We start from the raw sequence: 25,508 nt of genomic DNA, 5'->3' as shown, positions 1-25,508 counted from the left end.
CGTTTAGACAGAATTACAACACAGTTTTCTATTCTTAAATAAAAACTACAGAACCCATTGCCTTATATCGCCTAACTTACATTTTTTGGCTGAGTTTTACATTTTGTGCACGGTTATTGCTTAACCAATTATGCCAATGTAGGTAAATAAAATAAGAGAGGGCTATGACGATGGAATTAAAAGCACATCTTTATCGTTTAGAAAATATCAAGGCGATCCATGATCTCGCAAAAGCAGGTGTGGATCATCATGTCATTTCCGTTTTTTTAACAGCAGAAGGAATCGAGCTGACCACACTAGAAGTCACCAATATTGTGAATACTTATGATGCGCTCGGCAAAGAAAAGCTGCCAAGTAAAAAAGTACAGGCATTGATTGCCGCTAAAAAAATTGGACAGGAGGACGAGAACTTACCATGCCCTGTTTAGCCATTCACTTTAACCATAAAAAAACCTCGAAAATCGATTCGAGGTTTTTTTATCACATTTAAGGCGTAGCACTATCTGTACGAAGCCAGACCACAGTACGTCCCAGTGCGGAAACGCCCATATAACCACGCATACGTAAACGTTTGCCTTCGCCAGTGACAACACCTTTGCCTTTATAGACACGACCAGATGTTGGCTCTAATACACGCCCATCTATATAAGAATCGGGTTTATTTGGATCTTCTCTAAAACCAGAGAGAATTTCCAATCCCAAAATCGGTTTATTGGTATTCGGTGCCGGACATTTGGTACAGTTTGTTAGCGCAATTCCATGCGAATTTGGATAACGATAAATAATTTTTCCATGATAACGTCCGTCATTTCCTTTACGGATTTCGACAATAGAGAGTTGTTCTCCCGTACGTTCTTCGATACTTTTCCAGTAACCTTCAATTGAAGCTGAAAATGATGCTGCGCTCGCGCAAGCAAATGTGAGTCCCATGATTCCTTTCATGAGCATACGATTTAGCATATTCACCCCGTCTAAAAAAACAACCTATTCAAAGAGATAGGTTTAAAGCACGAAAATTATCACAATTTTCATAAAGTTACACTGTACGCCAGAGTTCATTTGTATAAGAAATAACGGATTTTATGCATTAATTTCATAGGATAATGAGTATTCTTTAGACAAATAAAAAAGCCCAAAGCAGTCGTTTAGGCTTTCTTAAAAATCAAACACAGTTATGGATTTGCACTATCGGTACGAAGCCAGACTTGTGTGCGCCCTAACGCAGAAACACCCATATATCCACGCATACGCAGACGCTTACCATCCGCACTAAGTTGTGCTTTTCCTTTATAAATATTGCCGCTTTTTGGCTCTAGTACCCGACCATCTATAAATTGATTCGGATTTTTTGGATCTTCCTTCAATCCCCATGCAATTTGCAGCCCCAGAATAGGTTTATTCTTAAACGGTTCAGGACATTTCACACAATGGGTTAATACCGTACCACCGGGCACTGGATAACGATATACAATCGTTCCCGTATAAGTATTGTCTGCTTTTTTCTTGATTTCAACGATTGAAAGTTGCTCCCCAGTACGGTCATCAATACTTTTCCAAAAGCCTTCTGGTGTTGTGGCAAAGCTCATAGTGGCGAATACAGCCAAGCAACTTCCCATGAGTCCTTTCATGAGTGCATTTTTTTGCATAATAATCTCCGTAATGCAAAATAGATCCATCTATAACTTCATTTTTATGCGATCGTTTACAAACAGTCAACACAACTCAGCATTATTTAATTCATTAAAATAAAAGAAAATTTTAAGCAATTCACATATTTCATAATTAGTGATTATGGCTTGGCACAGTCTATTGGGTTCCTATTCACGCAATCGTGATGAGTGACGCTTAACATCCGTCTACTTTAGCTTGAGAATAAAAAACTCAGATTTTTCGCCCTGATTTGAATACGACATTTTAACTGTTTATAAACTTTGCATCACTCTAGCAATGGAGCATGTATAATTCCCTTTTTAATGGTCATAGGTTTAACATCAATGGATTTACAGATTCTACAAAAACAGTTAGATGAAAGTAGCCATTGCCCTCTATGCCAAGCGTCAATGAACTGGATAGAAGCTGAACAATACTCACAAGAATTCCAGTTCCATGAATGTAGTCATTGCCAGCATCGGGTATTTAAAAGCGATAGCAAACTGAATTGTCATTGTGCGCAATGTACCGCTAGTCGTAAAAAACAGACCCAACAAACCATTTTGCAAGAACAACGTAAAAATAAAGTCAAAGACGAAGTGGTGTATAGCCTCAATCAACTGAGCTTCTTGCATAAGCTATTTTTGCTGAGCTTGTTAGATCGATATGCTCGTGAGGATGTACAACACGATGAGCTGATTCATTGGCAAAATATTAAATATCACGACTTTACCCCTAACTACTTATTTCAACATCAGCTCGTCCAAGAGCTGTTGAGACTTGGGGTATTAAAGTCGCAAGACAGCAATATCGAAACCGAACATTTTTATCTGAATATTCGACTCGATGGATACGCAGATCCAAGCCTATTCAGCATCACTCAACAATTACGCCAATGGTTTTATGAAAATCTAAGCTTAGGGATTCCCTTTAAAAGCACAGATGAAGTAAAAGATGTGCTGTATCTGGTGCTGTACCAAGAAATCGTACAGTTTATGCAGTTCTATTGCCGCACCTGGGGTATTCAGATTGCGGGGAATCGTCCTTTTCAGGCATTCTGTTATCGCCTCATGGAAGGACTTGCGGTCGGACAAATTTTCTATTTAATTCAAACTGCTTTGGAATACCTGCATAAACAAAAAGCCTTGCAGCCAAGAAATGATAAATTTATCAATACCAATTTGCTGAAAAAGACATTGGAACAATATCGTGAACGGGCATTGAATGAACGTTGGGAAACCACAACCTTGCCACGCCCCTACACCATTCCATTCAGTAAAATGAGTGAAGTATTATTATTTAAATTTTTGGGTTATGACGAAAGTATTTTTATCCAGCCCGTCTGGAAATCATGGCGAAAAATCGAGCCACGTTTAAATTTTTATTCAGTGAAACGTTGTATGTATTGTGGTTCAAATGACCTGATCGTAGATTATGATGCTCAAGATTATGTCTCATTAATCTGTCGTAAATGTAAGCATCAAGATCACTATTTCACACATTAACTCCCAGATTCAAGCCTGTATAAAGGATGTGTTATGTCACAAAAACAACAATTGATTAATCAAGTCATTGAAGCTTGGCGTGCTTTACAACAACAAGCCCCTTTAGTGCAATGCATGACCAACAGCGTTGCCAATAATTATGTTGCCAACATTTTACTGGCGGCGGGTGCTTCACCTGCTATGATTGATAACCCTTTTGAAGCAGAAGATTTCACAAAAATTAGTGCGGCACTCAGTCTGAATATCGGTACACCAACCACTGAACAAACCCAAGCCATGTTAATTTCAGCGAAAACGGCACAGCAGCATCAGGTACCTTGGGTGCTTGATCCGGTAGGTTATGGCGCCGTTTTAAAATGGCGTAGTGAAACCGTCGACCAACTTCTACAGTTTCATCCAAGCATTATTCGTGGCAATGCTTCAGAAATCAGTACACTGGCAGGTAATAACATTCAGTCTAAAGGTGTAGACAGCACCTTGAATAGTCAGGATGTTTATGCGCAAGCTAAAAGTTTATTGCAATATACTGAGTGTGTGGCGATTTCTGGTGAATCTGACTTCATCATTTCCAAGCCGTTAAATGCCGTGATTCAGGTCAATGGGGGTTGTTATTTACAGCCTAAAATTACCGCAACGGGATGTGCCTTAGGCGCTTTAACCGCGGCCTATCATGCAGTTGCTCCAGCTACGATTGCAGCGCTGGCTGCCCATATTCATTTTGCAATAGCGGGTAAACTAGCATTTGAGCATGCACAAACTGTCGGTAGTTTTAATATCGCATTTTTGGATTATGTGCATATGCTTGATGATAATTTAATCCAGCAATATGTTGATATTGAGGTTGTTGATATGGAGTCTTAAAGAGATTTAAGACTTAAATTTCACCTGCTACTAACAAATCATGATGCTCTTTGCAATAAATCTCATTGTATCAAGTATAATGCATATCATTATTAACTCTCACTGAAACCCAGTCAGGAAATTCACTTAAAGATGTTAAATTTATTCTGTTTTCTAGAAAAACAAATTTACTATCTTTTTCAGGCCATTCAGGATCTGAATTATAAGATCTGATAGAGTTTCCTAACTTTATTTCCTTTAGAATAATAATCACTAAACATTCACAAACAGGTATTTCTGTATTTTCCATTTCTTAATTTACGTTCCTCAGCATTTAATATCAAAGCTCAAACATGCCAACATACTCTTTATTTAAATCAATCCTATTAATTTATACGTTTCTCTTTCGACTCTAATTAAAAACCATATAACTGACTACTATTAAAAATCACAACCCAAAATTAATTTAAACTACATATAAAAATTCAATACTCAAGTATTAAAGATATATCTCCTTGCTTGGGATCATAAGTAAATTCAACTTTATTCCATTTCGTTTTATCTTGCTTCAAAACAACTCGCGCAGGATGAATAACAATAAAATCTTCATCATTAAATTTATACTTCTTCTTAAATCTTTTTAAAATTTTTGAGTGAAGTAAATTAGCGTCAAAAAATTCAGGTGTATTGAACAAAATATAAATAGCTCTTTCTTGTTCATAAAGTATTTTCACACATACTTTATCACTTAAATAAATAACACCTTTAAATTGATAACACTCCCCCTCTTTAGGATTTAAAACTTTCTCCTTTAAAAAATTAAAATTACTAAAATCAAAATATGACTCCCCAATAGTGATAATTTTTTCATCTAAGAAAAATCTTACATAGCATTCATCAACATTCAACATAAATTACTACACTCATCGACTTTAATAAGGCTATTAAACGGATTAAAACGCCATTTATTTTATAGTAAAAATTCAAATCCTCATATTCTTTATATGGATATATTCCATTTAAATCAAATATATTTTTAAGATTATTCACATCGCTATATAAATCTCTTTTACTTGACTCCCATTTCTTTTTTTCGCAAACTCCATCCAACCAAACTAAATAAGGTACGCCATCTCTTTTTCCATTTAAAAAAGTTATATGAAACCTAAAATTAGATTCAAGATATTTGCATAAAAAGCTATAAGTTATATAATCATTATATGCATTGATAAATAGATCACCATCCACCCCCAATACTTGACAAGCAAACTTCTTCTCATTATTTATTTCAAGAATATCATTCTCCAATAGCATTCCACCACAAAAACCTATAAAAAGCATCTACTCTCCCTTATGACTCAATAGTAATCAAAATTCAATAAAACATAAAAATCTCGATTATTTATCGAAACCCTAATCTCCCCCCAATCAAAGACAAAATAATCGCTATACTTCATTTTTTTATCAGGTTTTTTATTCAAAGCAAGTGTCAATTCACTTATTAATTTTCTTCTATCATTTTTCAAATTATCTTCCGAGGACTCCCATTCTAGCTCATTACACTCACCCTCCCCCCAAATAAAGTATTTTTTATATAACTTATTATTTTTATATACAAATTCAGGAGCAAAAACTCTACCCAAAAAAACTAATTCAAACCCTCCATACTTATGAAACCCATTTATAATTAGCGGTTTTTTTTGAATTGCAGGTATATTCCTAACACTTTCCAAGTAATCATCTTCAGTAAAGAAATTGAATAAAGAACCATTAACAAATAAATGACCACTTTTCAAATCTATTGTTAGTTTTATCATATGTATTCCTTATTTAATATCAGTAACCATACTTGTAGGAGTCAAATTCTTTCGGTCTTGGGGCATAACATAATATTGCGTGCCCCTACCATCTCCTAAATCAAGATTTGCTTTTGCTTGCCCTACAGCCATACATGTATCTTTATTAACAATAAATTTATGTAGTTAAGTTCGAATTTCGCGGACTAAAATATTATTTAAGTATTTGATATATATTATTAATTATAAATAATTGGAAAACTAGCATTTGATCATGCAAAAACCTTCGTTAGTTTTATTCCTTAATATCAAACTGCCAATAGACTTCACCCCAATCTGCTTCAGGAAGCACTGGCGATATTTCACCTTGGGTAAAATAACGTCTTGTATCAGGTTGTGCAGGAGTAAACCACTAACCTGCTTTCGTTACTTTTCCCCACCTTTTTGAGATATTCTTTCTTCATTAAATACCGAACTACTGCCACCATCCTCAACTACTTTTTCCACCAGTATCCATGTAGTTTCAACTCTTATTGGATTCTCAATTGTATCTGGTGTCGTAAAAAGATCTGGATTAGTTTCAAAGCTTAAAACCTTAGGAGCTAATTTCCAGTCTTCAGTATGCTTGGCAGACATTTTTTCTTCTTTTATCATCAAATTACAAGCAGAGTATGGCTCAATTGAACGATAAATCCCTGTCACCATGATCGGCTCGCCAGTTTTAACCATAATATTCGTATTGAACTGATATTTAGGCAAATGCTCTGGAAAATCTATACCTACAACATACTCATCTTCTAATAAATCTTTATAATCCCATTGAGCTGTATAATAATCACTAGCAATATAAATATTTGTTGCTCGCATTAGAACTATCTTCTCTCTGGCTTCATATTTCTCGACAGCTCCTTTTTCTACTTTTTCCATCCAGTCATAGGGATAATCTCTACCCTGTGCAATTGCCGCATTATTAATACTACTCATTCTTCTTAATATAGGCAAAAAGCCCTCTTTTAAGTCATCCAAGCCATCAACTAAATGATGGAGGATGCCTTTAAAATTTGGTAGTACGATGGTTCCCCACACATAGTCGGCTTGATGAGATGGATGTTGGGCACGATGGTCTGGTGCTAAATGAGCACAATATTTATCTAATAGTTCTTCAACATATTGAATCAATTCCTCCCATAACTTTACCGTTTCATAGTAATAGTTATATGAAATAAATTGTTCAATTGCATAGATCTCTTGCGGAAATAACTCTAATTTTTGCTGATCAATCATTTAAATGATATAAATCTCAAAATTTTAAATGCCCCGAAGGGCATATTAGTTATTCTTCGCCATCCCAATACCAATAGACTTCGCCCCAATCTGTTTCAGGAAGCGTTGGCAATATTTCACCTTGGGTGAAATAACATCTTGTATCAGGTTGTGCAGGAGTAGACCAATAACCTGCTTTCTTTACTTCGTCTCCACCTTTTTGAGATATTCTTTCTTCATTAAATACCGAACTACTGCCACCATCCTCAACTATTTTTTCAACCAGTATCCATGTAGTTTCTACTTCTTCTGAATTTTCAATTGTATCTGGTGTCGTAAAAAGGTCAGGATTCGTTTTAAAACACTGAACCGCTGGAGCTAATTTCCAGTCTTCAGGATGCTTGGCTGACATTTTTTCTTCATGTATCAGAAACTTACATGCTGAATATGGTTCAGTAGATCGATAAAAACCTGTCACCATAATTGGTTCATCAGTTTTTACGCTTATATTAGGATTTAAATAATATTTAGGTAATATTGGAGGATACTCAATCCCAACATCTCTTTTATATACATCATTTTTTAATAAATCTTTATAGTCCCATTGCGAGTCATAGTAATCACTTGCAATAAAGGTATTATTAGCTCTTATTGATACAATATCCTGTTTAGCTTTATAAATAGCAGCCGAGCCTTTTTCAACATGATCCATCCAATCATATGGATAATCTCTCCATTGAGCAATAAGAGCATTACGAATGCCACTCATTCTTCTTAATATAGGCAAAAAGCCCTCTTTTAAGTCATCCAAGCCATCAACTAAATGATGGAGGATGCCTTTAAAATTTGGTAGTACGATGGTTCCCCACACATAGTCGGCTTGATGAGATGGATGTTGGGCACGATGATCGGGTTTTAAATGAGCACTATATTTGTCTAATAATCCTTCAGCATATTGAATCAGCTCCTCCCATAACTTTACCGTTTCATAGTAATAATCATACGAAAGAAATTGTTCCAATAAATAAATTTCTTTTGGAAATAGTTCTAATTTCTGCTGATCAATCATTTTTACTCTCTACTTAACATTATTTTTAAGAACCGGTACACCAACTAAATCAACCTTATGACCTAATTCATCATCACCGTAGCCCCAACCTGTTGCTTTGCGTGCACTAATATTAGAAGATTGCAGCATTTTAGGGTCAAGTACAATTTGGATTGCTCCACCTTCTAAGGAAAACTCCTTTGCATCTTCCATCTTTTTTGCCCATTCTGCATCAGACAGACCTGCTGGTTTTCTCCCTGCAGTATCCATAACTTGAGCACCCACTTTTCCTTCCCAAGCTTTTAGTCCTCCTTTAGGAACAGTATAGGTTACATATTCACCATTGCTGTTCCAGCTCCCCCATACAGCAAACTTACGACGCCAGTCATCCTTATTCTTGAGCTTTTTAAATTCTGACTCCCGCATCCAGCAAACTGAATTATCCATAGAAGCAGGAGAAATTACTCGATATAAAACTTCACCTTCTTTAAACTCTGTCGCTTTTGCAGCATTCCTCGCAAAAGTTTTAAAACCCTCCCCAATATCTGGATATTCTTGACTCAAAAACTGAACTTGATTAGCTGGAGGTGCAGGATCTGGGTGAGCTTTATTAACTAATCTACCTGCGTTTCTGTCAGCCCAACTTGGTGTTTTCTTTTTCATCTGTTCCAGTTCATCTAAATATGGAAACCAGACTCGATCCAGATTGGTTTTATTTACAGATGCCCGAAAAGCCATATCACTTTCAATTTCTAAACGACGTTGAATTTTTCTCAACATTTTAATCACTGTTCCTAAGACTTCATTATCTTGCAACAGCTTTGGTAATTTATTATTCACAAAGTCCTGTAATTTTTTTTGCTCTTCCAAAGCTTCTTGTACTAGCTTATTATTTCCGCCCAGACGCTTAACATAAGTAATCAGCTGATCAAATTTACTCAATAAATACTTTGATTGTTTAATTGCAAATGAGCTATTTTTACTTGTTTCTGCAATTATTATTTCGATTTTTTTAGCTACAAATTTATAAGGATCACCAATTTTTTTAAATTGAATATATTTCTGAACATCAGCCCTATTTAAAAATATTCTGACTTGTTTTAAAGCTTTTTCTAGCGTTTCATCTATTTTTTTCTCGAATGCAGGTAAACGGTGAAAGTTGGCAGGTACATTTTTAAAACTACGTCGAAGTGTTGAAAGTATAATTTTCAACATACCTTTTGCAAAAGAACCTACTGTTGGAACGATACCAATGACAGTAATTACCATCATAATTTTAGGCATATTGTCGTCGGGTTTCTCTCTAACTTGAATCGCACATGCAAAGAAATCACGTACATCACAAATCTGATCCACGACAGGAATCATTGAAACAACCATACCTGTAGCAATTTGTGCTGTAGTAGGATCTTCATGAAAGTCACCTTTTATAACTTCCCATAGCCATATCCCAACATTTTTAGCAGCGTCACTACCTTTTTGTGCAGCTGAAAAAAAAGCTAAAGCATTTTTAAGGGTCTGATCAGTAATCGCATCCGCTGCTTGTTGAGCAGCTCCCTGTACTTGTTTTTTTGCAGCTTCTAGTTTCTTTTTACCTTCATCTATATTTTTAGAAATATCAGTGCTGATTTCTTGAGCTTTCTTTTTAGCTGCATCTATATTCTCAGAAATTTCTTTTTGAGCGTGATTGATTTCTTTTTTTGCAGCGTCGTATCCAGCAGTTACTGTCTTTTGTGCATTAGAAGCACCAGTAGAAATCGTATCTGAGATTGAGTTTTTTATTTTCTTTGCACTATTTGCAACATCATCTAAAAAATCCGACATATTTTTTCTCTACTTAATATTTCTTTCTACTGCTTGGAACAATTCATCAAAGTCTGGCCAAGGGTCATCACTTGGATCAAATTCGTATTCCACTTTAATCGCCTTTTGAGGAACATTGTCATGATGAGCCTTACCTTCCGAGTCAAGCTTACCTTCAATGATCTGATTATTTTCAAAATGAATTTTATAGTTAATATCAGTATATGGCTCACCTAACGTATCCAATAGCTCTAAAGCAATCCAGTTTTTATTATCAAATTCAGGCAAAGCTGGTAATTGTACATTTGCTTGTGCCCCGCCCATAAACAAATGCTGCCCTGCCTTCACCTCAAATTTACCGCCTGTCACAGGAAAAATTCCTGAGCCATTCAGCTTAATTTGAGAGCCTCCCGCAGTAATCACAATCTCTTTTGGACTAGTAATCTCAATGCGCTCTTCGGTCGAGATAATTTGAATCCCTTGCTTGGCAAGTAAATCCATACCATCCGACTGTGCATGCGCTTCGAATTTTCCTTTCGCTGCAACCTGCTTGATCCCATTCTGTGCCGCAAACAGACTGATTCGGTTTTGCGCATGCGTAATCAGGTTTTTTTGTGTGCTGAGATTAATACTATCGCCCGCGAGCTGATTAATTTGTCCATCCGCAGAAATATGAATATCTTCATTGGTACTCAGACCAATTCCTGCAGGTGAGCTCAGTAGCAATAAGGCTTTATTAAATCTAGCAATTTTTTCTTCGATCTGTTCTGCAAATTCTTTTAATTGTTCAACTGATTCAATCTCATCAGTTTGCTGATTCTTGGCAACTTCACTTAATGCTTTGGCATTACTTTGATTGCCCTCAAGCTGCTGTTTGGCAGGCTGTGCATCTAAATGCTCGCCTTGCGCCTGATCCTGTTTCTGCGTACTCAGCAACAGACCTTGACCCGCACGCACTGCTCCCCATTGATCAGTACGCAGTTCAAAGCCTTCTCCACGATCTTCACTTTCAGCTTTATCTTTTGGATGGCTGAGTTTACCAAGGTTCAGTTGGCTGACAGCATGACTACTTTGTAACTGTGCACTGATCTGCCCTGTGGTGTCATCAAAGCGCAGCTGGTTAAAGCCTTCGCCTTGGTATTCTTGGGATTTGATCCCTGCGAGTTTTTTGGTATCAGGTAGCTTGCCAGCATTGTCAAACTTGGTCGGACTACGTTGCGCCTCATGAATCCGTCCGACGACATAAGGACGATCAATATTGCCATCAAAGAAGTCAATCACCACTATTTCACCGATACGCGGTAAAAAGCGTGCGCCATAACCTTCACCCGCCCACGGCGTCAGCACATCGACCCAAGCAGAATCGGTATCGTTATTGTTGGCGCCTGCACCCCCATCATGGCTATGATCATCTGCTCTCGTGAACAGGAATCTGACTTTAATCCGTCCCCATTCATCAACATGGATTTCATCACCACTCGGCCCGACCACTTTAGCACGTTGTGGATGTGCCGCTGGTCGATGTTGCAACGGATTATATTCTGGCACCAATGCAATATTACGGCGTTGTAGCGTCAATTGGTTCGCTTGGCGCTCATCCGACTGCTCAGCACTTAAGCCTTTTAAATGCCACTGACTATGTTGAAGCAAAGTTTGAACCTGATCCGTCAAGTCCTTAGGCAAATTGTTCTGGTTATAAAAGCTTTTTGAGGTAATTAAAAACTCTTTATCTGCACCCTGATGCTGATCAATTTCAGGATGCTCATTCAACTCGAACCAGTAACCTACCTGCGTATCCCGAACTGAAGAACTTGCAACAAACTGCTTGGCTTGAGCATCGTAGTATTGTCCCAGATTCTGATTCAGTTTTTCGATCTGGGCATTGCCCGCTTTGGTCGTGCCATCTTCACCATTCAGGTCTTGAATCCACGCGGGTGAAAAGTGCCATGCCTGTTCCAATGCGAGCTGTTGGTTATCATGTTGGTCACTATGATGATGCTTGCTCTGAACGCTACCAGCGCCTTCTTCCTGTTCCAAAGCATCGGCTTGCCAACGTTGTACATGTACCGCATTGGGTTGCAGTGAACGCTGTGCGACTAATGCAGTGATACTATCCTGAGTTTCCGTGGCGCTACTGCGATGAAAACGAATATTACGGCGATCTAAAGCGTTATATTGAGTGTTGTCATCAATTAATCTGAGTTTCTGTGCTTCAATCTGCTCACTTGAGCTAGCAACTTTTAACTTGGCTTCATCAATCAGCCAGTTGATCCCTTCACTCCGCATCAAACGGGTAACAAAGTCATCATCGCTTTCATTGCTCTGCATGATAAAAGGACGGACATCATAGTCTTTGCAGAGTCCACTGATATCCAATGTCAAACTCGCTGCAAATAATGGACTTTTTGACTGCCATTCCTTAAAAATGGTCTGGATCACTTCAACGACTGATTTTGCCATAAAAACACGGCTATTGCGTCGATGCTTCCATAGTGCAGTTGGATCTTGGACACGAAGTTTATAAAGGGTGAGCGAACCATCGCTTGCACCAACATCGGCTTGGGTCACGATGCCTGAGATACGGTTCAGTTCAGCTCTGTCGGTTACAATATCAATCGCAACCTGACTGCCAATAAAGCTTTTTAATGGAATGACAGCACTGGTCGAAAGACAGACCAGTTGAAGGTCAATGCCCTGATTAAGCTGATGAGTGCCTTCTACATATTGTAAGAATACTTGATCATTTAAAGATGAGTTGGAGAACTGAGCATGGATCGCACGTTTTTGCGCGCTCAGCCCTAAACTCTCTAAAGCTTGAAAGATATTATTCAGCATCTTTTTATAGATTATTTAATAAAATTTGGCGCATTTTATAAACAGCATACATACTTGTCTATATTTTTAATGTTACGCGCCCACAGGCTTTTCTTCTTGTAGGAAAAATCATCTACAAAAATAAAAACATAGCTCACGGCGAGCTCATTATCACCAAATAAGGAATACTTTTTATTCAAAATCGAATCAACTTCATCTCTCTCATCAAGTGAAGTTGATTCAGATAAAATTAAACGCTTGCCTTAAAATAATACTCACTTGGCATATCAATCACTTCGACACAAAGTTGTAGCGGCAATTGATTTTCTACTGGCAGATAGGCTTTTTGTTCAAGTATTGCCAATAAGACCTTGCCTAAATTCTGCTTTTGCACCTCGGTTCTACCGCTCAGCAAATATAGCTTTAGATGAATATAAGCATCTTGAGATTCGCCCATACCAATCAGAAAAGCGTCATCTTTAAAAATACGAGACTTCACATCATTCGGACTAAACAGATCTGTTTCAATCAATGCCGAATTGACGCTGCTGAGTAATGTTTGCTGATCAAGTTCAGTGAGATTAGCTGAATAATTGGCAACGAGATGAGGCATTTTTTATTTTTCCTATTCAATAAATAACAACGCTAAACGGACTTGATCGTAGGCCATACGCGGACTGGTGGCTTCCACGATGGGACGTAATTTGATTGAACCATCATCGGTAAAATGTTCTGGATTCTTACGTTTATGCAAACGCTTATAAATCTTGCGCACTTCTTCAACCACTTCCTCACCAGGATTAGCCACCGAAATATCCAGTCCCTGTTCCTTATGCAGTCGTGCCAGATGGTTGATAATCGTAGCTGGTGTTAAACCTCGCTCATGCGCAATATCTTCAATTTCATAACCGTCTTCGAATAAAGCACGAGTTTCATCTAAAGTCGCAGCAGCGTAATTCTGTTTGCTGCCTTTGGCAATTTTCTTCTCATTGCGGGCAATTTCAGTCGCGTTAAGCGTACCACCGCAATGACGAATAAAGGCATTGTGCTGGGTAGTGAGATCGATATTTTCAAAGTTGGTTTCCGCTTCGGTTGATAACTCCTGAAAACGGCGATCTGCTTTAATAGCCAAGCTATCCAGTTCTAAGGCCTGCTCATTAAAGCCCAGTAATTTCAGTCCCGTCAGTGACTTTAATCGGGATAAAGCAACATAGCCCTGACCTTTCTCAAAGGTATGGCTTAAATTGATTTCTGCTGCTTCCAGCGTCATGCCCTGGCTTTTATGAATAGTAATGGCCCAAGCCAAACGTAAAGGAATCTGCTGATAACTGGCAATCACCTTACCTGCTTCATTTTCGATTGACCATGTTTCTGGCTCAACCAGAAAAGTGGTGCCATCGGTCAGTTTTACTTTAGGTAAAATGCCTTGCTTATCATCTTCTTCAAAGCCAATAACTTCGCCCAAGCTGCCATTGATATAACCCATATCAAAATTATTTTTTACAAACATCACTTTGGCATGTTTTTTCAGGGTCAACTCTTCTGGCGCACGGACTGAAGATTTCAGGGTTTCAATTAACTTTTCATTACCATCTAACACTGCATTAAATTGATGGCTTTCATTGTCAATTTCATTGAGATGCTGATAATTAATATTATCTACATCCATATTATGTGTGTACAAACGGGTAAATGTTTCACCAATATCATGCTGACGTGACTGGTGTAATGCCGAGATATGATTGTCCTGAATACTTTGCGCCCGAATCGCATTTAGGATCTGGTTGAGAATCTCATCATCCTGACGATGTTGTTCAGTCAAATAGCAAACGCGGAATTTGGCTTCCACCCAAGCATCTGACATAAAACAAAATTTATCACGATTATTTTCATCTTTTCTGCCCACAGGCGGTAACTGGAAAAAATCCCCTGCCACGATGACCTGAATGCCACCAAAAGCTTCATCACTTTCTTTAAAGTATTTTAAAACCTGATTCACCAGATTTAGTTGCTTGGCATGCAACATGGAAATCTCATCAATAATCAGGACTTGGGCATTTTCCAAATGCTCTTTTAAATATTTACGCTCTTTCATACGCTTGAGGTCATCATCACTCAAGCTGTCTTTAATGCCGATACCTGCCCAAGTATGAATTGTCATCCCATTCATATGCGTCGCCGCAATACCGGTCGATGCCGTAATTGCAACGGGAACTTTGCGTGCTTTTAAATAATGAATGTACTGATTAAGCGTATAGGTTTTTCCTGCACCAGCTGAACCCGTCAAAAAAACATTTTCCCCAGCTTTAAGTAACTTCAGTGCAGTCTCTTGTTTCATAATTTCTTCAGTCAAAAACAACAGCACATAGCTTAACGATTTTTTGGCAAAAATAAAAATGCAATCCAGTACCAATCTGCTCTCTAACATCAAATGACGATCAGTGATTCAACTGGTGCGATCGTATATTTACATTGACATCCAGATGTTTTCATTTAAGGTATTTATTAATGAATTCAGACTTGATCTATAAAAATGACTACTTCAAATCTTTATACTTATCAGCCAGATATACTAGGTGAAGATTATCAGCAACTAACCTTAAATTTCGCTGACGATTATGATGGAAAAGTTGTAGCCACTTTGGTACGAAAGAAGGCCGCTCAAACCACAAAAAAAGCAGTTTTATACATTCATGGTTTTGCAGATTATTTCTTCCAAAAAGAAATGGCAGAACAATTTAACCAGCATGGTTATGACTTTTATGCGCTCGACCTAAGAAAATATGGGCGTTCCAGACTGTCCCATCAGAAATTATACTACGTGCTTGATTTACGCGAATACGATGCCGAAATCAGCAAAGCGCTAGAAATTATTGGACAAGAAAATCATCAACAGGTTGTACTGGCTGGACATTCGACGGGCGGTTTGATTGCAACACTGTATGCTGCACATTATCCAGATCACCGTTTAATTAAAGCAGTTTGGGCCAATAGTCCTTTTTATGATTTCTACAAAAGTACCATCGAGAAAAAACTCGGCATTCCCTTGCTCAGTGAAGTTGGTAAACGACTACCAAAAGCGAAGTTCCCAAGTGGTCTCAATCAATGGTATACCCCAAGCTTACATAAGGATTTCTATGGGGAATGGGATTTCAATTTAGACTGGAAACCAAAAACCATGCCATTTGTGAATTTAAGTTTTGTGACGGCAATTCATGAAGCACAAAAAGAAATTCATCAAGGTGTGACCTTAAGTGTTCCCACCTTGATCATGCACTCACATCAATCCAACAATCCAAGAAAATGGGGTATTGATGCACAGCAAAGTGATGTCATTTTGGATGTAAAAGATATGACTCATAATGCTAAAAAAATGAAAGGTGATGTACAAACGCTAGCAATTCACAATGGTTTACATGACCTTGTGCTTTCAGCCCCACCCGTACGGGAAAAAGTTTATCAAGGACTTTTTGACTGGCTGGCAGAAAAACTTAAATAATCACCATGACCTTTCAATGCTCAACCGTCTTGATAGCGTTTGAGCATCTGCTTGGCGGGATGATCTATAGGTAATAATTCCATCAACCTCTCCACAGCATCAATTGCTTCAGGGCTATATGCCAGATGCTTTAATAAAATATCACTTTCCTGCGCCTGAAAAATAGCATGACTCAACCGCGATTCGATGCAGTCACGCCATGTACACAAAAATGGACTCTCGGTTTTCGCTAGAAAAATGCCTGTATAACATTGTAAAGCGGTATTTAAATATCCCGCATCCAGTGCCTGCTCCAGTTGCAGAAAATCCGCTTCAACTGGAATTTTCAACTGATAAGGTCGTGAACCTAAGGCATTCCCTAATCGCTCTCTCAGATGGGACATCTCAGCCTTTAAAGTTCCAATACTGACTTTGCGCTCGCCATATAGGGCTTGATGCAGGTGATCGAGGCTCATGCCTTGGGGACATAACGCTAAAATCGTCATAATTTCAATCTGCCTCGGGGTCAGCATCAGATTTTTACCATTCAATGTGGCTTGAGGAGCAGAAAAAGTACGTAAATAAAGCGATTGCTGTTGTAACTCCTGTATAGCCATTTGAATAATTGAGGCACAACGTTCAACAGCCAGCAGACCTAGACTATTATGATTTTTCCAAGTCGTTGATAAATCCACTACACCTAAAATCTGCTTGGAATGAGGATCAATCACTGGGGCTGCATAACAAACCCAGTCATGTACGGAAGCCATGTAATGCTCATTAGAAAACACACAACTGGATTGACGTGTTTTCAAAGACAATGCCAGTGCATTGGTTCCAACCAGTTCTTCCTGCCACTGCCCACCTGCAACAAAATGCACTCGTTCAGCAGCATTGCGCATTTGCGCACTGGATGCCGTCCAGATAATGGTACTTCCCGCATCACCAACTGCCAGCACCATCGACGATTGTTCTGCAATATGCTTCAGATCTTCTTTGCAATATTCCAATGCCTGCATTAATGAACTTTTACTTTCAGCACTTTGGTCTTGTAAAGGTGCAGCATCGCGCTCTTTCGGAATATTGGCTTGGGTTGAACGCTCCCAAGAGCTTGCAATGCTTTGTCCAAGTTTCTCTGCATGTTGCGGATTTAAAACACTTTGTGTACGACATTGCTCGACCAGCATCCGTTGCTGGATTAGCTCTTTTTTTGTGAACATTTGTAATTTCCTTGTTCATTCACAGGCGATTCCAACCTTTTCCCAACCTAGGGTTATTTAAGCTCTGTTCAATAACGTACTTGGTACTTTATTCAAAATTACACACATAAAGGAATATGTTTATGCGCTATATCGATCCTAACCAACCTGATTCCAAAATACACTTTAAAGCCCAATATGAAAACTTTATTGGTGGGCAATGGGTGGCACCAGTCAAAGGAGTGTACTTTGACAATATTTCCCCTGTCGATGGCAAAAGCTTTACTCGCATTCCACGCTCAAGTGCAGAAGATATTGAACTAGCACTTGATGCTGCTCATAAAGCAAAAAAAGAATGGAATAAATCATCTCCAACCACCCGCTCAAATCTGTTACTGAAAATTGCAGACCGCATGGAAGCCAATCTGGAAATGCTGGCTGTTGCTGAAACGTGGGACAATGGCAAACCAGTCCGTGAAACACTTGCAGCAGATATCCCCTTAGCCATTGATCATTTCCGTTATTTTGCTGGCTGTATCCGTGCTCAAGAAGGTGGAATTTCTGAAATTGACGAAGATACCATTGCCTACCATTTCCATGAGCCACTAGGCGTTGTTGGGCAAATCATTCCCTGGAATTTCCCTATTCTCATGGCCGCATGGAAGTTGGCTCCTGCTTTAGCGGCTGGTAACTGTGTAGTGATCAAACCTGCCGAGCAAACGCCTGTTGGCATATTACTGGTTGCAGAACTCATTCAGGATCTATTACCAGCTGGCGTATTGAATATTGTGAATGGCTACGGCGCCGAGGTGGGCCAGCCACTGGCAACCAATCCACGTATTGCCAAAATTGCTTTTACAGGTTCTACACAGGTGGGGCAACTGATCATGCGTTATGCGACTGAGAATATCATTCCAGTCACCTTGGAACTCGGTGGGAAATCACCAAATCTGTTCTTTGCTGATGTGATGGATCAGGATGACGATTTTCTGGATAAAACCCTTGAAGGTTTTGCCATGTTTGCCCTAAATCAGGGCGAAGTGTGTACCTGCCCGTCCCGTGCGCTGATACAGGAAAGTATTGCTGATCGATTTATGGAAAAAGCCATCGAACGGGTGAAACGCATTAAACTTGGACATCCACTTGATACAGAAACAATGGTGGGCGCTCAAGCGTCATTGGAACAGCAGCAAAAAATCTTACGTTGTATTGATACAGGTCGACAAGAAGGTGCCGAAGTACTGCTAGGTGGTCATGACCGTAAAGAAGTTGGTAATGGTTATTACATCGAACCAACGATTTTTAAAGGCCATAACAATATGCAGGTCTTTCAGGAAGAAATCTTTGGCCCGGTCCTCTCTGTAACGACATTTAAGGATTTCGATGAAGCCATTCAGATCGCCAATGACACCATGTATGGTTTAGGCGCTGGTGTCTGGTCACGCTCCACCCATACAGCCTATCGTGCTGGCCGTGCAATTGAAGCTGGTCGCGTCTGGACAAACTGCTACCACATTTATCCTGCCCATGCTGCTTTTGGCGGCTATAAAAAGTCAGGTGTAGGTCGAGAAAATCACAGAATGATGCTTGATCATTATCAACAAACGAAAAACCTTTTGGTGAGTTATTCAACCAAAGCAATGGGCTTTTTCTAGGCTTTCTGGTAGTCAATGCAATCAGCATGAGGTCGCTGTTAGTACGTTCATGCTGGTTCTCCCAAGTCTGTTGAGGATCGCAAAACACATCACTTTTCAACTGGCTTACAGGTTGACTGCATACTGTCTTGCCTTGACAAATTAGCTAAATCGCAAAAACTGGCTTTTTAAAAAACAGAGCATTTAAAAAAAGACCAATACCTAATCAATGGAAGATGGGTTTAACATGAAAAAGAGCACAATGCTAAGTTTTAAACCGCTGATACAGGTGCTCCTTTGTACAGCACTGATCAGTTTTACTGGCTGCAGCTTGCCTGCTGAAACGACTCCAACACGCACAAGTCTGGCTCTGCCACTGCTTGCGGAGCAAAACTGGGATGTTTTTAATCGGGAGCAAATTAATCAGCTGATCCAACGCTATGGTAAACAAAGTCCACATTATGATGCCCAACATCCTCCCTATATCGTCTCAGACTTTGACAATACTGCAATCTTTCTAGATATAGAGGAAGCCACGCTTATTTATCAGCTTGAAAATTTGCGATTCAAAGTAACGCCAGAACAGCTACAACAGATTATTGGCAAGGATATTAAGACAAGTAATTTCGTTCCAGAATATAACAATCAACAAGATCAACCAGTAAATATCGAAAAAATTTCAGCCGACATTATCCAAAGCTATCGCTGGCTTTACCTAAATTATCAAGGGCTTGGAGGTCAATTACCTTTAGAAAAAGTAAAGCAATCCCGCCATTACCAGAACTTTATCACAAAAATGCGCTACCTCTATGCTGCCATTAGCGACACCTTTGATCATGATGTTGCCTATCCTTGGGTAACCTACCTCTTTACTGGATTTAAGGAAACCGAAGTTAGGCAGATGGCTCTGGAAACATTTCTTTGGCAGCAGAAGCAGCCTATTGGCCCAGTCACTTGGACGTCCCCTAAACAACTCGCAGGACAGGCTGGCGTTGTATCAGTAACATGGGAAAATGGGCTAAGGCCTTATAAAGAAATGCAAAATCTATTTCATGTGTTACAACAAAATGGTATTCAGGTTTATGTCTGTTCAGCCTCATTTATTGATGTGGTAAAAGAAATCGCTTCCAATCCTCTGGTCGGTTTCAATATTCCAGAAGATCATATTTATGCCATGCAATTAGAACGAGATGGTTATGGAAAAATTAGACCAGAATTTCGTCATGGCTATTTCCAGACTCAGGGAAAAGGTAAAACGCTCACAATTCAGCAGTCTTTAGTTCACCACTATGGCTACGGCCCTCTATTCATTGCTGGAGACAGCGAAGGTGACCAAAACATGATGCAAGATTTTGAGGATACACAAAAAGTACTCATTATTAATCGGTTAAGAAATACTGAAACAGATATTGGGCAATTTTCCCGTTTAGCCGTGCAATCTTATGGTCAAAATAACAATAAATATCTTCTGCAAGGACGCGATGCTAATACAGGGCTGTTCTTAAGTAGCAATAAAAGTCTGAAATATGGTCAGTCCACCCCAAAATTACTTGCGGACAAATAACTTTTTATTTAACTAAACATTTGATTAATAAAAGGTTAATTATAAATTTTGGCACAGGGTGTGCAAATCGGCATTGCTTTTGCATCTTGCTGATTAAACGAATACATGGAGCTTTGTATGAACAATCAAGAACCCATTTCTGCATTGTCAGCATCCTCAACCTCTTCTGAGGATTATTTTGCCCAAAGACAGCTCAAGCAAGGTGCAGTTGGCTGGTTACTGCTGATCGGGCTGGGTGTGGCCTATGTAATTTCTGGCGATTTTGCGGGCTGGAATTTCGGTATCGCTCAAGGTGGCTGGGGCGGTATGTTTGTCGCGACCACGATTGTCGCCTTTATGTATTTATGTTTATGCCTTTCCATGTCGGAAATGGCGACGATGTTGCCAACAGCTGGTGGCGGCTATAGTTTTGCCCGTACGGCATTTGGCCCTTTGGGTGGCTATTTAACAGGTACGGCAATTTTGATCGAATATGCAATTGCTCCTGCTGCAATCGCCACCTTTATTGGTGCTTATTGTGAGTCACTATTTGGTATCGGTGGCTGGCAGGTCTATTTGGGATGCTATCTCATTTTTATGGGTATTCATCTTAAGGGTGCTGGAGAAGCACTTAAAATTATCTTTGGTATTACACTGGTTGCAGCCATTGCACTGGCTGTTTTTATTGTTGCCATGTTCCCGCATTTTAGTCTACAGAACCTGTTTGATATTCCCGCGGGTCAACAACGGGGCGCCAGTGCTTTTCTACCGCACGGGTATCTCGGAATTTGGGCTGCTGTTCCCTACGCAATCTGGTTTTTTCTGGCTGTTGAGGGTGTCCCTCTTGCTGCCGAAGAGGCCAAAGATCCAGCCAAGTCACTACCTCGCGGATTGATCGGTTCCATGTTGATTTTAACAGCCTTTGCCATGCTGATTTTATTCTTGGGTGCAGGAGCTGCTGGTGCAAGTTCATTGCAACATTCTGGCGCACCACTGGTCGATGCCTTAGTAAAAGTTTACGGTCAAGGTACGTGGCTCGCCAACTTTGTAAACTTTGTGGGACTTGCAGGACTGGTCGCCAGCTTCTTCTCGATTATCTATGCCTATTCAAGACAGATCTTTGCCTTATCCCGTGCTGGTTATTTGCCAACTTCACTCTCACTCACCAATCAGAATAAAGCCCCTTATTTGGCCATTATTATTCCAGGCATTATCGGTTTCTTACTGTCTTTAACTAAGGAAGGTGATTTACTGATTTTAATTGCTGTATTTGGAGCCACCATTTCCTATGTATTGATGATGCTTTCACATATCAAATTACGTCTATCCCGCCCACTTATGCATCGTCCTTATAAAACGCCTGGTGGCATTTTCACTTCAAGCATTGCTTTGATACTTGCTGCAATCGCTGTGATTGCTGGCTTTCTAGTCAACCCTAAAGTCTGGTGCATAGCCGCATCAATCTATGCGCTCTTTATTGGCTATTTCATATTTTACAGTCGCCATCATTTGATACAAGGCACCCCAGAGGAAGAATTTGCTCATCTTAAAGCCGATGAACAGAAATAAATCATCAGATTAAGGAGAATCTAATGCGCTATCGTCAAATCGTGGCTCAACAACAATACAATTTTGCCGACTTGAAAACCTTAATGGCTAAAGCCACCCCTTTACGCTCTGGTGATCAGTTGGCGGGTGTTGCAGCACAAGATGCCACTGAACGCGTCGCTGCACAAATGACACTTGCGGAAGTACCACTCAAGAATTTTTTAAATGAAACAGTCGTGGACTATGAAACGGATGAGATTACCCGACTGATTATGGATGAACACCAGTCAGATCTCTTTGCACCTGTTGCACATTTTACTGTAGGTGATTTCAGGAACTGGCTCTTAAGTGAAGATGCAACGACAGAAAAACTGCAACAGCTTGCTGCTGGTTTAACGCCTGAAATGGTCGCTGCTGTCAGTAAAATCATGCGCAATCAGGATTTGATTTATGTTGCCAGTAAATGTGAAGTGATTACCCAGTTTCGCAATACCATTGGTTTAAAAGGTCATTTATCCACCCGCCTGCAACCCAATCATCCAACAGATGATGTACTCGGTATTTCTGCCAGTATTCTGGATGGATTAATGTATGGCAATGGTGATGCTGTCATCGGTATTAATCCAGCAACAGACAACCTGCATAACTTATCTGAACTGCTCAAACTCATCGATCATGTTATTCAGGAATATCAAATTCCTACCCAGTCTTGCGTCCTGACTCACATCAGTTCAGGTATCCAACTGGCAGAAAGAAATGTCCCGATTGACCTGATGTTTCAATCCATTGCCGGTACACAGAAAGCCAATGAGGGCTTTGGTATTTCTCTAGCCATGTTGCAAGAAGGCTATGAAGCCACGTTGGCTTTAAATCGAGGCAGCATTGGAAATAACGTGATGTACTTTGAAACGGGTCAAGGCAGTGCTCTGTCTAGCAATGCACATCATGGTGTTGATCAACAGACTATCGAGACACGTGCTTACGCCGTTGCACGTAAATATAATCCTTTACTGGTGAATACGGTCGTCGGCTTTATTGGTCCCGAATATCTTTACGATGGCAAACAGATTATTCGTGCAGGCTTAGAAGATCATTTCTGTGGAAAACTACTCGGCGTTCCGATGGGTTGTGATATTTGCTATACCAATCATGCCGATGCTGATCAAAATGATATGGATGTGCTGTTAACCTTATTTGGAACAGCAGGCATTAATTTTATTATGGGAATTCCAGGTTCAGATGATGTGATGTTGAATTATCAAACCACCTCTTTTCATGATGCGCTTTATCTGCGTCAACTACTTGGACTAAAACCTGCACCTGAATTTTCACACTGGTTAGAACAACAAGGGATCCTGCGACAACAGCAGCATCATATTCATTGGGCAGAGCAAGTGCCCGCCCAATTTTCCAAACTGTTTATGCACTAAGGAAGGCCAAATGAAACTTTCTAAAGATATTCAATATCCTGCTCAGTCTCATCAAGATCAGTGGGAAACGCTAAAACAGTTTACTGATGCCCGCATTGCGATTGGACGTGCAGGATGCAGTATTCCGACTCGTGCATTGCTCGATTTTCAATTGAGCCATGCTCAAGCAAAAGATGCAGTTTTTCAGTCTTTAAATGTCGAATTGCTGGCTGAGCAGCTACAACAACTTGGGTTAAATCCAATCCATGTAAAAAGTCAGGCTGAGCATAAAGAGCTTTATTTAAAGCGGCCTGATTTAGGTCGTCTACTCTGTAGCCACTCTGTTGAACAACTTCAGAAAATTAAAACAGATCAACAGCACTATGATGTCTGTATCGTGATTGGCGATGGTCTATCGGCCCGCGCCATTGAAGAAAATGCTCTCCCCTTTATTCAGGCACTTATTCAGCCCTTTGCAGAGCAACAATGGTCTGTAGCACCTATTGCAATCGCTACAGGTAGTCGGGTTGCCTTGGGAGATAAAATTGCTGAAATTTTTAAAGCACGCATGCTCATTATGCTGATCGGAGAACGTCCTGGACTGAGTTCTCCTGACAGTATGGGACTTTATTACACATGGGAAGCCCATAGTGATTGTCTGGACTCACAACGTAACTGTATTTCAAATATTCGTCCTGCAGGTTTAAGTATTCCTATCGCAACCCAACGCTTAATGGCGTTAATGCATAATTCCAAGCAATTGGGTCGTTCTGGTGTCGACCTCAAAGACGAGCATGTCATCCCTATATTAGAAGAGTCTCAAAACCGTAAGCTACTATTTTAAAATGATTTTTAAACAATAACGTGCTCTTCTTTATTCAACTTAGGTCAGGATTAAGACATTGACTGTATAAATGCTTTAAGATGCAGTATTTTCCTATATCAATCATGGATACGCGATAATGACAAAGTCCACTTTTATGAAAACAGTCAATGTTATTCAGCATCTTGCTTTTGAAGATCTAGGGTCTTTAGAAGATGTCTTTTATCAGCTCGGTTTTCGCGTACGTTATTTTGAAGCTGGTGTCGATGATCTGAGTCCCGCCCTGAATTATGAAGGACTCACAGTGATATTAGGTGGGCCTATTGGCGTATATGAAACTGAGGATTATCCATTTCTCGTAGATGAAATTGCTGGACTTAAACAACGCCTCAAAGCCAATAAACCAACCATCGGCATTTGCTTAGGTGCGCAATTGATTGCGCATGCATTAGGTGCAAAAGTCTATGCAGGACACCAAAAGGAAATTGGCTGGAGTCAGTTAGAGATTAAAGCAGTTGAAAATAATCCATTAGCAGCCCTCGAAAATGTAGAGGTTTTACACTGGCACGGCGATACTTTTGATCTGCCAAGCAATGCCACTTTACTTGCTAGTTCAGCCATTTACCCAAATCAGGCCTTTTCTATAGGAAACAATATTCTTGCCTTACAGTTCCATCTTGAAATCACTGAACAAAGCTTTGAGAAATGGTTAATTGGTCATACCTGTGAAATACGTCATGCAGGGCTGTCGATTCCGCAGTTAAGAGCAGATAATTTAGCTTATGCAACGCAACTGGAAGATCAGACTGCAAAAGTCATCCAGCATTTCCTTGCGCATTTAGAGCAAGAATAATTTTCAAAGACTTAAAAGAAATCCTCATTTCCAGTGCTTTAATGATTTAAAGCACTTCTTTCTACGCCTAAAAATAAGACAACATGAATGAGAACGCATAAAGAAATACACTTTAGGTAGAAAAGGAATACGCTTTAGGACAAATACTGTCATCCAATCACTGAAATATTGAAAGAAAATCTAATTCATTCTACTGTTCAAAGAATGTGCAGCACATTGCAAAGTGATTAATAATATTTTTGTGATTGAGAAAAATGGTTATTTTAAAATTTATCAAAAGTTTTCATACGCTGAATACGTAT

The 25,508-nt window shown here is 39.5% G+C and carries 23 protein-coding genes and 1 pseudogene; 10 read left to right on the top strand and 14 right to left on the bottom strand.

The window, feature by feature from the left end; translation table 11 throughout:
- Positions 1-170 precede the first annotated feature (170 nt).
- On the top strand, positions 171-428 hold the full coding sequence (locus IEV36_RS12555; RefSeq protein WP_004652954.1) for a hypothetical protein: 258 nt from the start codon (positions 171-173) through the stop codon (positions 426-428).
- 58 nt (positions 429-486) lie between these two features.
- Here the strand turns inward: IEV36_RS12555 and IEV36_RS12550 are convergent, their stop codons facing one another.
- Entirely contained in the window at positions 487-960 is a 474-nt protein-coding gene (locus IEV36_RS12550) for a DUF2147 domain-containing protein (protein WP_004771644.1), read from the bottom strand.
- A gap of 212 nt (positions 961-1,172) precedes the next feature.
- Complete coding sequence (locus tag IEV36_RS12545) at positions 1,173-1,646, bottom strand: DUF2147 domain-containing protein (protein ID WP_005256950.1); 474 nt, start codon at positions 1,644-1,646, stop codon at positions 1,173-1,175.
- Between the two features lie 348 nt (positions 1,647-1,994).
- On the opposite strand from IEV36_RS12545, the gene IEV36_RS12540 reads away from it, so the two are divergent.
- Positions 1,995-3,155, top strand: coding sequence for a hypothetical protein (locus IEV36_RS12540; protein WP_005256949.1), 1,161 nt, complete (start codon positions 1,995-1,997; stop codon positions 3,153-3,155).
- Positions 3,156-3,188: 33 nt separating this feature from the next.
- Positions 3,189-4,016 carry a hydroxyethylthiazole kinase gene (gene thiM / locus IEV36_RS12535; protein ID WP_005256947.1) on the top strand — a complete coding sequence of 276 codons (828 nt, stop codon included), beginning with the start codon at positions 3,189-3,191 and terminating at the stop codon, positions 4,014-4,016.
- Positions 4,017-4,086: 70 nt separating this feature from the next.
- On the opposite strand, the gene IEV36_RS12530 is transcribed toward thiM, so the two are convergent.
- The 11 genes and pseudogenes from IEV36_RS12530 to IEV36_RS12485 all read right to left on the bottom strand — a co-directional run bounded on the left by IEV36_RS12530 (position 4,087) and on the right by IEV36_RS12485 (position 15,057).
- Positions 4,087-4,305 (bottom strand): hypothetical protein, encoded by a 219-nt coding sequence (locus IEV36_RS12530; protein WP_005256946.1) that lies wholly within the window; start codon positions 4,303-4,305, stop codon positions 4,087-4,089.
- Positions 4,306-4,480: 175 nt separating this feature from the next.
- Positions 4,481-4,906 (bottom strand): hypothetical protein, encoded by a 426-nt coding sequence (locus IEV36_RS18810; protein ID WP_005256945.1) that lies wholly within the window; start codon positions 4,904-4,906, stop codon positions 4,481-4,483.
- On the bottom strand, positions 4,893-5,336 hold the full coding sequence (locus IEV36_RS12520) for a hypothetical protein (protein ID WP_005256944.1): 444 nt from the start codon (positions 5,334-5,336) through the stop codon (positions 4,893-4,895). The genes IEV36_RS18810 and IEV36_RS12520 overlap by 14 nt, the downstream gene beginning before the upstream one ends.
- 17 nt (positions 5,337-5,353) lie before the next feature.
- A complete protein-coding gene (locus IEV36_RS12515) occupies positions 5,354-5,812 on the bottom strand; it encodes a hypothetical protein (protein WP_005256943.1) in 459 nt (152 codons plus the stop codon).
- A gap of 9 nt (positions 5,813-5,821) precedes the next feature.
- Complete coding sequence (locus IEV36_RS18995) at positions 5,822-5,965, bottom strand: hypothetical protein (RefSeq protein WP_488153965.1); 144 nt, start codon at positions 5,963-5,965, stop codon at positions 5,822-5,824.
- Between the two features lie 121 nt (positions 5,966-6,086).
- Positions 6,087-7,075, bottom strand: a pseudogene (locus tag IEV36_RS12510) (hypothetical protein).
- Positions 7,076-7,124: 49 nt separating this feature from the next.
- Positions 7,125-8,123 (bottom strand): hypothetical protein, encoded by a 999-nt coding sequence (locus IEV36_RS12505; protein ID WP_005256927.1) that lies wholly within the window; start codon positions 8,121-8,123, stop codon positions 7,125-7,127.
- 9 nt (positions 8,124-8,132) lie between these two features.
- Entirely contained in the window at positions 8,133-9,926 is a 1,794-nt protein-coding gene (locus IEV36_RS12500) for a hypothetical protein (RefSeq protein ID WP_005256926.1), read from the bottom strand.
- 9 nt (positions 9,927-9,935) lie between these two features.
- A complete protein-coding gene (locus IEV36_RS12495) occupies positions 9,936-12,740 on the bottom strand; it encodes a type VI secretion system Vgr family protein (RefSeq protein WP_005256923.1) in 2,805 nt (934 codons plus the stop codon).
- Between the two features lie 229 nt (positions 12,741-12,969).
- Positions 12,970-13,332, bottom strand: coding sequence for a 5-carboxymethyl-2-hydroxymuconate Delta-isomerase (locus IEV36_RS12490; RefSeq protein WP_005256921.1), 363 nt, complete (start codon positions 13,330-13,332; stop codon positions 12,970-12,972).
- A gap of 12 nt (positions 13,333-13,344) precedes the next feature.
- Positions 13,345-15,057: a DEAD/DEAH box helicase gene (locus IEV36_RS12485; RefSeq protein ID WP_032864017.1), complete on the bottom strand. Its 1,713-nt coding sequence runs from the start codon at positions 15,055-15,057 to the stop codon at positions 13,345-13,347.
- Positions 15,058-15,252: 195 nt separating this feature from the next.
- Between IEV36_RS12485 and IEV36_RS12480 the strand changes: the two genes are divergently transcribed.
- Positions 15,253-16,218, top strand: a complete 966-nt coding sequence (locus IEV36_RS12480) for an alpha/beta hydrolase (RefSeq protein WP_005256919.1) — start codon at positions 15,253-15,255, stop codon at positions 16,216-16,218.
- Positions 16,219-16,238: 20 nt separating this feature from the next.
- Here IEV36_RS12480 and IEV36_RS12475 read toward each other — a convergent pair whose 3' ends face one another.
- Entirely contained in the window at positions 16,239-17,417 is a 1,179-nt protein-coding gene (locus tag IEV36_RS12475; protein ID WP_005256917.1) for a sigma-54-dependent transcriptional regulator family protein, read from the bottom strand.
- Between the two features lie 122 nt (positions 17,418-17,539).
- Here IEV36_RS12475 and exaC point away from each other — a divergent pair, with 122 nt between their 5' ends.
- The 6 genes from exaC (at position 17,540) to IEV36_RS12445 (ending at position 25,206) form a co-directional block, all read left to right on the top strand.
- Positions 17,540-19,051: an acetaldehyde dehydrogenase ExaC gene (gene exaC / locus IEV36_RS12470; RefSeq protein WP_005256915.1), complete on the top strand. Its 1,512-nt coding sequence runs from the start codon at positions 17,540-17,542 to the stop codon at positions 19,049-19,051.
- A gap of 208 nt (positions 19,052-19,259) precedes the next feature.
- Positions 19,260-20,594 (top strand): HAD family hydrolase, encoded by a 1,335-nt coding sequence (locus IEV36_RS12465; protein ID WP_005256913.1) that lies wholly within the window; start codon positions 19,260-19,262, stop codon positions 20,592-20,594.
- A gap of 117 nt (positions 20,595-20,711) precedes the next feature.
- Complete coding sequence (gene eat / locus IEV36_RS12460) at positions 20,712-22,142, top strand: ethanolamine permease (RefSeq protein ID WP_005256911.1); 1,431 nt, start codon at positions 20,712-20,714, stop codon at positions 22,140-22,142.
- Positions 22,143-22,165: 23 nt separating this feature from the next.
- On the top strand, positions 22,166-23,551 hold the full coding sequence (locus tag IEV36_RS12455) for an ethanolamine ammonia-lyase subunit EutB (RefSeq protein ID WP_005256908.1): 1,386 nt from the start codon (positions 22,166-22,168) through the stop codon (positions 23,549-23,551).
- A 10-nt stretch (positions 23,552-23,561) separates the two neighbouring features.
- Complete coding sequence (gene eutC, locus IEV36_RS12450) at positions 23,562-24,374, top strand: ethanolamine ammonia-lyase subunit EutC (protein ID WP_005256906.1); 813 nt, start codon at positions 23,562-23,564, stop codon at positions 24,372-24,374.
- A gap of 118 nt (positions 24,375-24,492) precedes the next feature.
- The gene (locus IEV36_RS12445; RefSeq protein ID WP_005256897.1) at positions 24,493-25,206 is read left to right on the top strand and encodes a glutamine amidotransferase; all 714 of its coding nucleotides are present in this window, start codon (positions 24,493-24,495) and stop codon (positions 25,204-25,206) included.
- The last annotated feature ends 302 nt before the right edge of the window (positions 25,207-25,508 follow it).

Origin of the sequence: Acinetobacter vivianii (assembly GCF_014635885.1) — a bacterium.
Lineage (GTDB): Bacteria > Pseudomonadota > Gammaproteobacteria > Pseudomonadales > Moraxellaceae > Acinetobacter > Acinetobacter vivianii.
The sequence above is the reverse complement of the archived record's forward strand: the minus strand, read 5'-3'. Positions and strand labels throughout refer to the sequence as shown.

Excerpts from the sequence above, each read along its gene's own strand:
- IEV36_RS12495 (WP_005256923.1), bottom strand. The coding sequence starts at position 12,740 with ATGCTGAATAATATCTTTCAAGCTTTAGAGAGTTTAGGGCTGAGCGCG.
- IEV36_RS12465 (WP_005256913.1), top strand. The coding sequence starts at position 19,260 with ATGGAAGATGGGTTTAACATGAAAAAGAGCACAATGCTAAGTTTTAAA.
- IEV36_RS12550 (WP_004771644.1), bottom strand. The coding sequence starts at position 960 with ATGCTAAATCGTATGCTCATGAAAGGAATCATGGGACTCACATTTGCT.
- IEV36_RS12545 (WP_005256950.1), bottom strand. The coding sequence starts at position 1,646 with ATGCAAAAAAATGCACTCATGAAAGGACTCATGGGAAGTTGCTTGGCT.
- IEV36_RS12475 (WP_005256917.1), bottom strand. The coding sequence starts at position 17,417 with ATGTTCACAAAAAAAGAGCTAATCCAGCAACGGATGCTGGTCGAGCAA.
- IEV36_RS12500 (WP_005256926.1), bottom strand. The coding sequence starts at position 9,926 with ATGTCGGATTTTTTAGATGATGTTGCAAATAGTGCAAAGAAAATAAAA.
- thiM (WP_005256947.1), top strand. The coding sequence starts at position 3,189 with ATGTCACAAAAACAACAATTGATTAATCAAGTCATTGAAGCTTGGCGT.
- IEV36_RS12515 (WP_005256943.1), bottom strand. The coding sequence starts at position 5,812 with ATGATAAAACTAACAATAGATTTGAAAAGTGGTCATTTATTTGTTAAT.
- eat (WP_005256911.1), top strand. The coding sequence starts at position 20,712 with ATGAACAATCAAGAACCCATTTCTGCATTGTCAGCATCCTCAACCTCT.
- IEV36_RS12455 (WP_005256908.1), top strand. The coding sequence starts at position 22,166 with ATGCGCTATCGTCAAATCGTGGCTCAACAACAATACAATTTTGCCGAC.
- IEV36_RS12555 (WP_004652954.1), top strand. The coding sequence starts at position 171 with ATGGAATTAAAAGCACATCTTTATCGTTTAGAAAATATCAAGGCGATC.
- IEV36_RS12520 (WP_005256944.1), bottom strand. The coding sequence starts at position 5,336 with ATGCTTTTTATAGGTTTTTGTGGTGGAATGCTATTGGAGAATGATATT.
- IEV36_RS12490 (WP_005256921.1), bottom strand. The coding sequence starts at position 13,332 with ATGCCTCATCTCGTTGCCAATTATTCAGCTAATCTCACTGAACTTGAT.
- IEV36_RS12480 (WP_005256919.1), top strand. The coding sequence starts at position 15,253 with ATGACTACTTCAAATCTTTATACTTATCAGCCAGATATACTAGGTGAA.
- IEV36_RS12530 (WP_005256946.1), bottom strand. The coding sequence starts at position 4,305 with ATGGAAAATACAGAAATACCTGTTTGTGAATGTTTAGTGATTATTATT.
- IEV36_RS12540 (WP_005256949.1), top strand. The coding sequence starts at position 1,995 with ATGGATTTACAGATTCTACAAAAACAGTTAGATGAAAGTAGCCATTGC.
- IEV36_RS12485 (WP_032864017.1), bottom strand. The coding sequence starts at position 15,057 with ATGAAACAAGAGACTGCACTGAAGTTACTTAAAGCTGGGGAAAATGTT.
- eutC (WP_005256906.1), top strand. The coding sequence starts at position 23,562 with ATGAAACTTTCTAAAGATATTCAATATCCTGCTCAGTCTCATCAAGAT.
- IEV36_RS18810 (WP_005256945.1), bottom strand. The coding sequence starts at position 4,906 with ATGTTGAATGTTGATGAATGCTATGTAAGATTTTTCTTAGATGAAAAA.
- IEV36_RS12445 (WP_005256897.1), top strand. The coding sequence starts at position 24,493 with ATGACAAAGTCCACTTTTATGAAAACAGTCAATGTTATTCAGCATCTT.
- exaC (WP_005256915.1), top strand. The coding sequence starts at position 17,540 with ATGCGCTATATCGATCCTAACCAACCTGATTCCAAAATACACTTTAAA.
- IEV36_RS12505 (WP_005256927.1), bottom strand. The coding sequence starts at position 8,123 with ATGATTGATCAGCAGAAATTAGAACTATTTCCAAAAGAAATTTATTTA.